The 11,206-nt window shown below is 36.0% G+C and carries 9 protein-coding genes; 2 read left to right on the top strand and 7 right to left on the bottom strand.

Annotation, left to right across the window (positions count from 1 at the left end):
- Positions 1-23: 23 nt before the first annotated feature.
- Positions 24-863, bottom strand: a complete 840-nt coding sequence (locus C9E89_RS09990; protein ID WP_107008091.1) for an FkbM family methyltransferase — start codon at positions 861-863, stop codon at positions 24-26.
- Between the two features lie 77 nt (positions 864-940).
- On the bottom strand, positions 941-4,297 hold the full coding sequence (locus C9E89_RS09985) for a DEAD/DEAH box helicase (protein WP_107008092.1): 3,357 nt from the start codon (positions 4,295-4,297) through the stop codon (positions 941-943).
- 200 nt (positions 4,298-4,497) lie between these two features.
- Between C9E89_RS09985 and C9E89_RS09980 the strand changes: the two genes are divergently transcribed.
- Positions 4,498-5,661: an acyl-CoA dehydrogenase family protein gene (locus C9E89_RS09980; RefSeq protein WP_107008093.1), complete on the top strand. Its 1,164-nt coding sequence runs from the start codon at positions 4,498-4,500 to the stop codon at positions 5,659-5,661.
- Between the two features lie 70 nt (positions 5,662-5,731).
- Here C9E89_RS09980 and C9E89_RS09975 read toward each other — a convergent pair whose 3' ends face one another.
- The 5 genes from C9E89_RS09975 to C9E89_RS09955 all read right to left on the bottom strand — a co-directional run bounded on the left by C9E89_RS09975 (position 5,732) and on the right by C9E89_RS09955 (position 8,984).
- A complete protein-coding gene (locus C9E89_RS09975) occupies positions 5,732-6,490 on the bottom strand; it encodes a hypothetical protein (RefSeq protein WP_107008094.1) in 759 nt (252 codons plus the stop codon).
- Positions 6,483-7,247 carry a hypothetical protein gene (locus C9E89_RS09970; RefSeq protein ID WP_107008095.1) on the bottom strand — a complete coding sequence of 255 codons (765 nt, stop codon included), beginning with the start codon at positions 7,245-7,247 and terminating at the stop codon, positions 6,483-6,485. The genes C9E89_RS09975 and C9E89_RS09970 overlap by 8 nt, the downstream gene beginning before the upstream one ends.
- Before the next feature lie 29 nt (positions 7,248-7,276).
- Positions 7,277-7,894 (bottom strand): DUF6915 family protein, encoded by a 618-nt coding sequence (locus C9E89_RS09965; protein ID WP_107008096.1) that lies wholly within the window; start codon positions 7,892-7,894, stop codon positions 7,277-7,279.
- Between the two features lie 100 nt (positions 7,895-7,994).
- Entirely contained in the window at positions 7,995-8,345 is a 351-nt protein-coding gene (locus tag C9E89_RS09960; RefSeq protein WP_107008097.1) for a VOC family protein, read from the bottom strand.
- Between the two features lie 39 nt (positions 8,346-8,384).
- On the bottom strand, positions 8,385-8,984 hold the full coding sequence (locus tag C9E89_RS09955) for a TetR/AcrR family transcriptional regulator (protein WP_107008098.1): 600 nt from the start codon (positions 8,982-8,984) through the stop codon (positions 8,385-8,387).
- A gap of 173 nt (positions 8,985-9,157) precedes the next feature.
- Here C9E89_RS09955 and C9E89_RS09950 point away from each other — a divergent pair, with 173 nt between their 5' ends.
- Complete coding sequence (locus tag C9E89_RS09950; RefSeq protein ID WP_107008099.1) at positions 9,158-10,945, top strand: acyclic terpene utilization AtuA family protein; 1,788 nt, start codon at positions 9,158-9,160, stop codon at positions 10,943-10,945.
- Positions 10,946-11,206 lie beyond the last annotated feature (261 nt).

Raw genomic sequence — 11,206 nt, 5'->3', positions numbered from 1 at the left:
ATATAGATAAATGATGCAGAGCATTATACTATTTTTTCTAAATACACTTGATGCGTATCATCATTTAAAATTAGATTATATTTTTTATGAGATTGATGTTGTGCAACACAAAGTTCACCAATAAAAAATAATTCATAGCCAAGATTAGTGGTTAGATATTTAATTAATTTCTCTTTTTTAGTTTTTTGTTTTTCCATATAGTCACCCCATATCTCAAGAAAAATAGGTGGATAATTACTCTGTTTTAACCACTTTTTTGCCCCTTTAATGACATCAAGTTCCATGCCTTCAACATCAATTTTAATAAGATCTGCAAAGGGTAATGCTAGATGATCTATTTTTTGTAAATCTACAGACTCATACTGTTTATCATGATGATGGGCAAAGTGATGTTCAGCTTGTTCAGCTCGGATTTTGGCATCTAAAGAGAGAGCTCCAACATTATTTTCTGTATGTAAATCTAAGATGGGTACTTCAATCGTACCTTGCTTATTTCCAATCGCTAGGTGATAAGCATGACAAGTTTGTGTGAGATGATTGGCAAAAATATTTCCACAGAGTTGATAAAATACTCCTCGTTGTGCTTCGAAACTATGTACAACGCCTTGCCGTGATTGAATAAGTTTAGCAATTGGAATAGAAATAGCACCTAAATTTGCACCAATATCAATAAATACAGGTTCATCTATATCTCTTAAAAAATGTTCTGACAAAATTAAAGTAAATTGATCCCAATATTGTCCTTTTTTGATTTGTGTACTGATTAAATCAGGTCCTGCAGTCAGTAAAAATTGTAAATTTTCTACAGGATATAATTTTACATTCAATGAATGTTTGTTTTGTTGTTCTAAATTATTTTCCATCTATTTTATTCCAAATGAAAAAAAGAATTGCGATGTGTTTGTTTAAAATACAATGTGATAGATACATAATGCAATCTTTATTCAAGTAATTTCATTACATCTTCTTCAGTTAATTTTACTTCATGTTCATGGTCAGTGCTGAGAATTGATTGGGTTAATTGGGCTTTATTTTTCTGCAAAGCTAAAATTTTTTCTTCTATACTTTGATTTGTAATTAATTTATAAACAAACACAGGTTTATCTTGACCAATTCGCCAAGCTCGGTCAGATGCCTGATCTTCAGCCGCAGGATTCCACCATGGATCGTAATGAATCACAGTATCGGCTGCTGTGAGGTTTAAACCCACCCCTCCAGCTTTTAAACTGATTAAAAATACAGGGATATCGCCAGATTGAAATGCAGTGATCACCTCATCTCGTTTTTTAGTTTTTCCAGTTAACTTAACATGCTTGATTTTTAAAGTAGTGAGTTGATTTTCAATAAGTTGTAGCATGGTGGTAAATTGTGAAAAAACTAAAATTTTACGCCCTTCTTCGACCATATTGGTAATCATTTCAATGAGTTGATCTAGTTTTGCTGATTGAATATTTTCATCTTTAAGATAGTCTAACTTTAATAAATGAGGGTGACAGCAGATTTGTCTGAGTTTCAATAGTGCACTTAAAATTTGAATTTGACTACGTTTAAAGCCTTGAGCCGCGATGAGTTCACGAATATCTTTTTGCATGGTTGCACGAACAGCTTCATATAGTTTTGACTGCTGTTCATTCATATCAATATTTACTTCAATCGTCGTTTTTTCTGGCAGCTCTTTAGCAACATCAGTTTTTAAACGGCGTAACATAAAAGGTTTAATACGAGAAACTAAGCGATTTTTGATTATTGTATCGCCTTCTTTTTCAATAGGTGTACGGTATTTCTTATTAAATACGTCTTGTGTATATAAAAAACCTGGCATTAAAAAGTGGAATAATGACCAAAGTTCACCTAAATGGTTTTCTATCGGTGTACCTGTTAAACAGAGGCGATGCTGAGCTTGAATTTGTCTTGCCACTTGAGCCGCTTTTGCTCGTGGGTTTTTGATATTTTGTGCTTCGTCTAAAATAAGAGTATGATATTGATATTTCAGGATATATTCTTCATCACGTCCTAAAAGTGGGTAGGTACTGAGAATAAGATCTGCATCTGGAATATTTTCGAAATGTTCAAGACGATTTTGACCTTGTAAGATTAAAACCTTTAATTCAGGTGCAAATTTTTCTGCTTCTTTGCGCCAATTTTGCATTAATGATGTCGGTGCAATAATTAAAGCAGGATGTTGATCAAGTCTTCCCGCTTGTTTTTCGATCAACAAATGTGTCAATGTCTGTGCAGTTTTTCCTAAACCCATATCATCAGCAAGAATACCGCCGTGGTTGGTTTCACGTAAAAATTGTAACCAACCTAAGCCCTGTTGTTGATAAGGACGTAATTCACCTTGAAAGCCTTGAGGCGTTGCAATTTGTTGTTGGTAGCATTGATTGAGTTTATGGGCAAATTGGTATAAAGGTTCAGAAGTTTGCCATGGCATACCTAAAGTATGCTGTAAATCAATGAGTTGTGCTGCATCATAGCGATCAAATCCTGCTGAATCAGGATGTTGCAAGATTTCTTTAAGATAAATAAAAATAGGTTTAATTTCTTGTACTTTTAAGGTCAATTGTGGTTTTTGATCACCTAAATTTACGATAAAGTAGCCATCATCTTCTAATTCTTCAATGAATTCAGGATCTAACATGGTTGGCATTTTAGTTACAAGATGGGCTAAAAGTTGGATGACATCATATGTATTGCCATCAAGGTCTTGAACCGTTGCACCGACTTCAAACCAGTTTTGTTTTTTTGTTGATTCAACTAAATTTAATTGAAAATTTTGTGTCGCTAATAATTGAAATAAGCTGTCGGGTGTATGTTCAACTTTCCATCCTAATTGTTCAATTTTATTTTCAGGAATCAGGTGATGAATCCAATCTTTTGGATCAGCACAAATGATTGAATTTTCAGTCGTTGTGTCAAAGGCAGGACGCTTGTTTTTATTGATTTGTGTGAGCCATTGAAAAGAGGGAATTAATTTTTTTAAAGATTCAACTTGTTGTTTTTCAAATTTTAAATCACGTTGTTGTTTGAATGCTTTTTCATTCAAAATTTGAATGACATATTCCTCAGTGACTCCAGCTTTGATTCGTCCTAATGGATATTCAAATTCAATTTCAGCAATGGCATAGTGATGCATATGGGTTAAACGATGATATTGTGGAAATCCACCAAAACGTATAATTGGAACGGGTTGTCCTGTGATGGTTTCGATATTTTGTGCCAAATGTGCTTGTGGCAGGTCTTCAAAAATCGAATAAGGCTGAATGACTTGTTCAAACTCAGCTAAAAGATCCGCAGGAAGTTGCGGCATATTGATTAATTCTTTAATCATTTCACTTGAATAAGAAGACTCTAATATGCCGACTTGATTTTTTAAAGTATCAAGGTAACTTAAAGGATGTGAATGAATAATATAAATATTTTGGTTATGCTCAGTTGTTAATCTTTGATGATTTTGGTCGAAAAATTGTGCCTTTAATTTTTCAGTCTGTTGTTTAGGATGTGAATACCAATCAAACTCAAGTTGATAAAGTTCATCTGACCAGACCAAAGCAGGATTCTGAGTATTTAAACTATAACAAACACCTTTTTGAACCACCATTTTGAGTTGTTCTTGGTAGATACCTGAAATGTCCCATGTTGAAGGATAGTTGTAGCTACTTGTATTATTGAAGTTTAATTTTGCAAAAAAATAGAGATGATTAAAAATATTTTTGTCTTCATTGGAGACTTTTAAGCGACCATTCGGCACATTGTCATAACTGGTATAGTGTTCAGTTTTACTAATATGACCGTCTTTGGTGCGACGTGCTTTATTGACAATTAATTGTAATTTTTTTGAGTTTTTCTTTGGCTCAAAAACATAAACCAATTGTGGCAATGTTGCTGTTTTTTTTGATTTTTCTATAGCCAATTGCTGACGAAATTGTTCTAACCATGCTTTGGCTGTGTAATGTGTAGCATGATTTTTCTGCGCTTGGTTTGCATGATTATTTGTTTGTTTATTTAGTGTTTTTTGATATTGATGATCGTAGTAATAACGTGCTAATGCTGCTGCATGTTTACAATTAAAACCGACAGGGCAACTACATTCGTTATCTGTAATTTTATTGGTGGTTAGGTCAATACGAATAAAAGTGTCATACCAATCTGTACCTTTAATTTGAGTTTCGATTTCTAAGCGGTTATTTTCAAGATGTGTATCTAAATTTGCTAATTCAATTTTTTTCACATAATTTAAACTGCGTTGAATGGTTGCAGTACTAAAGTGAGATAAAAATTGAGACAGTGTGATCATCAGTACATCATATAAAAACAAATAACCTGAGATTGTAATCGTATTTTATTGAATAAAAAATAAATATTTTGCGTAGAGCAAGAGTGCTCTTGGCTAAAACATTCATATTGAAAAAGCTAACTTGGACATTTTCGCAACTTAAAAATATTAAAAATCTGTCAAGATAAGTCTTTGAATATAAAATAAGGATATTGATTATAATGACGCCTAATCCAGTTTATTACACAGAGCAACATTTCGCATTTGCAGATTCAGTTCGTAAATTTGTTCAAAATGAACTTATGACGCATATTCATGAATGGGAAGAAGCCGAAACTTTTCCACGTGAACTTTATAAAAAAGCAGCTGATATTGGATTACTTGGATTAGGTTTTGATGAAAATTATGGTGGTATTGCAGAGACAGATGCATTTCATGTTTTATTATCCTCGATTGAATTAGCAAAAACAGGTTCAGGTGGTTTGTGCGCATCATTGCTTTCACACTCCATTGGTGCACCACCAATTAATCATTTTGCATCTGCTGAAATTAAAGAAACTGTTTTAACGAAAATATTGGCAGGTGAAAAAATATCTGCTTTAGCAATTACAGAACCCACTGGCGGCTCAGATGTCGCAGCATTAAAAACCAAAGCTGTTCGGGATGGAGATGATTATATTGTCAGTGGGGAAAAGACCTTTATTACTTCGGGAATGCGAGCAGATTATTATACAGTTGCAGTGCGTACTGACCCTGATGCCAAAGGTCCGAATGGCATTTCCATGTTGTTGATTGATGCACATAGCGAAGGGATCAGCAAATCTAAACTTGATAAAATGGGCTGGTGGGCTTCAGATACCGCACATTTACATTTTGACAATGTCCGTGTCCCTGCAAAAAATTTGTTGGGTGCTGAAAATATGGGCTTTCTTGTGATTATGAATAACTTCAACATGGAGCGTTTTTTTCTTGCAGCCAGTAGTTATGGTTTTGCTTTGACCTGTTATGAAGAAGCTTTAGAATGGGCAAAAGAGCGTAAGACTTTTGGTAAGCGTTTGGTCGATCATCAAGTGGTTCGTCATAAGCTGGTCGATATGGCAACACGTTTAACCACGACACGTACTTTACTTGAAGATACGGCTTATCGTTTAGGACGACCTGAGTTACAAGGCAATGAACTGATTGCGCAAATTTGTATGCTGAAAAATGTTGCAACGCAAACCATGCAGTTTTGTGCAGATGCAGCAGTGCAAACACTGGGTGGCATGGGCTTTATGCGTGGTACAAAATCTGAGCGTATTTACCGTGATGTTAAAGTAAATATGATCGGTGGTGGTGCTGAAGAAATTATGAAAGACCTTGCGAGCCGTCAGTTAGGATACTAGTTTGCTTGAAGCTTTAAAATCAATGCGGTGAAAATTTTCACCGCTTTTCATATTTGATGTTAAAAAATATTTAATTGAGTGTTGCTAGTTCTTCTAATGTCACCTGACGAATTTCAAAAATTGGTTCTTTTAGCAGAGCATTGAGTGATTTGATCCAATTAAATGAGTCTTGGTCAGCAAAACTTTTGACTTTTAATTGTTGATTTTCATAACTAAGCCAAAAATTGTCATGAATGAGTTGTTGTAATAATGTGGGTGAATCACTCAGCTCTTCTAATGAACCATCCAACTCAAGTTTTAAATCACCAAAAAATTCGTTAATGGTTTGTTCTTTCCAATAATCTTCAACATAGTTTTTATCATCAAATAAAAATAGTTCATTTTGACCTGTTAAGAGTACAGATTCTTCAGGTGTAGAGGCATATACATAGCTTTGGGTTGCTGGGTTAAAAAGTACGTAATTTGGTAATGAATCATCAATTTCGATGAGTTGATAATGCAAAATGCCTGAAAGTTTAGCAAACTCAAAAGCATCATCTTCATTCATTTCGGGAATTGATTCGCCATCAAATTCTTCGCCTGTTTTTTCTAAGATAAAGGCTTCAATGGCTTCATATTGTTGGTCATCACCTTCGCCATTTGCAATGGAAAAATTATAATAATCATCTTGATATAAGGCACGTACAATCAACTTTTTATACTGTTGCTCAGCTTCAGTTTTGTCACTATAAACTGCTTTAATTGCCCCTTGCATTGCCCAATCAAGCACATACCATTCATCATTATAGCCAAATGATTGATGGCGAATCACATATTTGTTATTACTCATCTTCTTCTCCATTGCTGATTTTATTGAGTTGTTCTAAGGTAATTTGTCTAACTTCAAAAATCGGTTGTTTTAATAATGCATTGAGTGCTTTTAATTCGGTAAAGTGAAGGTCATCCCAGTCAATATTTACAATACTGTTTCTATCTTCTGCATATACAATATTTGGGGTATTCGTCGCTAAAGTTTTTAGTATTTCAGGGCTATCACTGATTTGGTCTAAAGTTTTATCAAAAATATGAACGTTAAAATCATATTCAAAAAGACTCAGTTCAAAATTTTCAAGCGTACTAAAATTTTCATCTGTACTATCAAAAGTATTGTTATATTCTCCTTTGAGATAATCATTTTGTGTATTTGACCAAAGAATATAAATCGGTTGATTATCTTCAAATTCAAGCAATTCATACCATAAAATACCTGAAAGCTTGGCAAATTTAAAAGCATCATCCTCACTCATTGGAGGGAGGGTTTCAAACTCGTCAATGTCATCTAAATTTTCATCTTCTTCAAGTTCAACTTCTATATTGTTTTCTACAATAAATTCATAAGCTTGCTGTGCAATTTCAGTATCACCATTATATTCGTATAAGCTATCTTGTTGATATAAAGCTTCTACAATCAGCGTTTTATAGGCTTGTTCAGCTTCTTGCTTATTGTCATAGATGGCTTGAATATATCCAAGCTCAGCATTATAAGTACTGAAATATTCATCATTGTAGCTAAAGTTATTTTGGCGAATAACGTATTTAGTGGTCATAATATTTTTTTCCTTTTCTAAAAATAGAATTAAGCAATTTTTGTTTTCAATTCTTGAAGTTTTAATGCACTCGGTGGAACAACCGTGCCATTGTCCATCCACAGTTCAAAGCGCATCGGATTGAAAAACATGGCAGGGCTAATATCAAACTCGATGAACTTGGCTTCACTTTTGCCCATCATGGGTAAAATAGTGTTAATAAACCAACTGTTATGTGTGATCAGTAAAGACTTGAGCTGACCTGTCACCGACAAGGGTGAAAGTAGAGTGGCTGAAAGTTTTGGGTCATCAATGACTTCGGTATGGAATTTTTCTAAGCGTTTGGCTAAACCTTTGGTCGGAATATCTTGCATTGCTGCCACAAAATCGCTCAAAGTTGGAATAAAGCGATGATGAAAATCTACCAATAAATGATCTTTTTCACAAAGGTCTTTGACTTCAATACTTGAGCCTGCACTGTTTTGAAAATGATGACCAAAAATTGGAATAATGACTTCTTGCACACCCCAAAAAGTATGCAAAATTCGATGGCGGTTGTCGGTACAGAGCATTTTAGTGCTGTCGATTAAGGCGTGAATGTCGATATAATCTTCGAGTTCGCCACCCCTGCGTTTTTGTGAAATTTGAGCATGTTGTACTGGATTCATTGTTTTAGTTTAATTGTTTTAAAGTCAGTAGATTAGCAAAAATGAATGACAATAAAAATAACTTTTAAATCGGCTGCGTTAAGTCATGTCGTTTAGTTTTTTATTTAGATCGTTCCGTTAATTCGATGATATGTCGATCATGATTCATAATGACTGCTCGAAAGCCAAATGAAGTGAGTTGAGGCTGTAATATTATTTTTTCAATATCAATCATATTTTTCAGTAATTCAACTAAGTTTTCAACGTGAAAACCTAATCTTATATTTTGCGTTAAATTGTTTAGATCAGTGGCGGCAGGATATATTTCAAAAACGAGTCCATTCATCATACAAGAATAATGTTGAGGTCCATTTCCATGTTGTTCTGTTTGGAATTCAAGTCCAAATTGGCGATAAAAATTTTTAGATCGTTCGATATTTTCTACTTTTAGAACGATGAGATTGATAAGCATAGGTATATTCGTTAATTGGGTTCAATTATCTTATTCATTTTACCTCATCACCATTTCCCAAACCATTTCTGTCAATTGCTCCAAAGAAATTTTGCCATTTGGGTTATACCAAGTCACCGTCCACGCAATCGCACCACCCAATAATCTGCGCCAAATAAAAGCATCATGCTGAATTTTATTTTGTAGGCGTAATTGTTCAATCACATTGAGCCAAATTTGCTCATAATCATGACGCAGTTTCAACAATTCATCCTGACGCTCTTTTGACAGCGCAAACCATTCATAGACCAAAACCGCCATTGCCGAACCTGTATCGCCTGTAATGGAGGTCAATTCTGCTTTGATTAAATGTTTCAATTGTTGCTCAGCATCCTCCGATTGTGCAGTCGCATCCAACAAACGAGCATGGTTATAAATGATGGTTTCGTGCATCACATTGGCAAGAATATCATCCTTACTTTTAAAATGATGGAACAAACTACCTGACTGAATCCCAATAAAATTTGCCAACTCACGCACCGTGGTTTTGGCATAGCCTTGCTTATGAAACAAATAGGCAGCACCTTGCAACAAACGCCCACGTGGACTGTCATCAAAACAAGCGATGGGTTGTATTTCATTTATGGAGCAGGCAATCATCGGTATTTTTTCCAAATAAATGAATGATTTATGATTTTTTATAGCAAAATAAACACATTTGCCAATTCAGCATAACATTTTGTACTTTACAAACCAAGCGCTTGCTTGGTAGATTGGAGTATAAATTTTATTCACAACAATGAAAACAATTGAGCTGTGGAAAGGGTGCGAAAATGGAAGATCAACGTATAGTCAAAATTGGATGTGCTTCTGGTTTTTGGGGAGATACCAATACCGCCGCGTTTCAATTGGTGCATTTATCCGATATCAATTATTTAGTCTTTGATTATCTTTCAGAAATTACCATGTCCATTATGGCAAAAGCCATGATGACCAATCCTGAACATGGCTATGCGCTCGATTTTGTCAGTCGTGTCATGACGCCATTGCTGAAAAAAATCAGTGATAAAAAAATTAAAGTGATCAGCAATGCGGGTGGTGTAAATCCATTGGCATGCCGTGATGCTTTACAAAAAGTCATTGAAGCACAGGGTCTGAATTTAAAAGTGGCTGTGGTATTGGGGGATGACCTGATGCCAAGCCAAGCTGAATTCAAAAGCCAAAATATCAAGGAAATGTTTAGTGGTGAGGATCTACCAAGCCATTTGGCAAGCTGTAATGCTTATCTTGGTGCGATTCCAATTCGTGATGCATTGGCAGCAGGTGCAGATATTGTGATTACAGGGCGTGTGGTCGATTCAGCCGTTGTGCTTGCACCTTTGATGCATGAATATCAGTGGTCAGTTGATGATTATGACAAGCTTGCGCAGGGTTCATTGGCAGGACATATCATTGAATGCGGTGCGCAATGTACAGGTGGTAATTTCACTGATTGGCGTCTGGTTGAAGGCTTTGACAACATGGGCTTTCCAATTGTCGAAGTCAAAGAAGATGCCTCTTTTATTGTCACGAAACCCAAAGGTACAGGCGGTTTAGTTTCAACCGCAACGGTTGCCGAACAGATTGTTTATGAAATTGGCAATCCGCAAGCCTATCTACTGCCTGATGTAAGCTGTGATTTCAGTCAGGTCAAATTGCAGCAAGTTGCTGAACACCGCGTTTTAGTGACAGGTGCAACAGGTCGTGCACCAACTCAATCTTATAAAGTCAGCGCAACTTATCCTGATGGCTATCGTGTTTTAGTCAGTTTCTTAATCGCAGGGCGTGAAGCACCTGAAAAGGCACAAGTCATTGCTGATGCCATTTTAAATAAGTGTGAACGCGTTTTAGCTTTGCGCTCTGTTCCACCATTTCAAGAAAAATCGGTGGAAATTTTGGGTATAGAAAGCACTTATGGAGCAAATGCACGACATACCGAAAGCCGTGAAGTCGTGGTAAAAATTGCCGTGAAACACATGTTTAAAGAAGCATGTATGTTCTTTGCTTCGGAAATTGCACAAGCCTCTACAGGCATGGCACCTGCATTGGCGGGTATTGTCGGCGGTCGTCCCAAAGCTTCACCTGTGATCAAATTATTCTCTTTCCTTGTTGATAAATCCAAGCTCAATGTTGAAATAGACATCAATGGTCAACGTCAAAAAGTTGAAATTCCGCAAGGTTTAGCAGATCAATCATTCACACAACTACCTGTCGGTGAAGTCGCTCAATTTACAGGTGATGAAGTTGAAGTGGCATTGGTCGATATTGCCCATGCGCGCAGTGGCGATAAAGGCAATCACAGTAATATCGGTGTCATCGTACGTCAGGCAGAATATTTACCGTGGATTCGTGCCAATTTAACTGCTGAAAATGTCACGAAATATATGCAACACGTGCTCAATCCTGAAACAAGCAAAGTGATTCGCTATGAGATTGAGGGTTTTAATGCCTTAAACATTCTTTTGGAAAATGCTTTAGGTGGTGGTGGTATTGCTAGTTTACGTATTGACCCACAAGGCAAGGCTTTTGCACAGCAGTTGTTGGATATGACGGTGAAAGTGCCGAAAGGATTGGTTAAATAAAAGCTCCTTCTCCCTCAGGGATGAGGACTGAAAGTCCGCAAGGGGATGAGGGGAATTCATGAAAAGTCTTTTTGAAATTCCCCCCTCCCTTGCGAAGCAGTGCTTCTCATCCCTCAAAGGTGGAAGAAGTTTTATTAAAACACCTCTCCCTAACCCTCTCCTAAAAGGAGAGGGAACTATGGAAATCAAAGAAAACACATTGGAAATAACCTCTCCCTGACCCTCTCCTAAGAGGAGAGGGGATTTAAGAAAACACATTGG

It is taken from the genome of Acinetobacter sichuanensis, assembly GCF_003024515.2.
GTDB lineage: Bacteria > Pseudomonadota > Gammaproteobacteria > Pseudomonadales > Moraxellaceae > Acinetobacter > Acinetobacter sichuanensis.
Note: the sequence above shows the minus strand (reverse complement) of the source record. Positions and strands in the feature narration are given on the sequence as shown.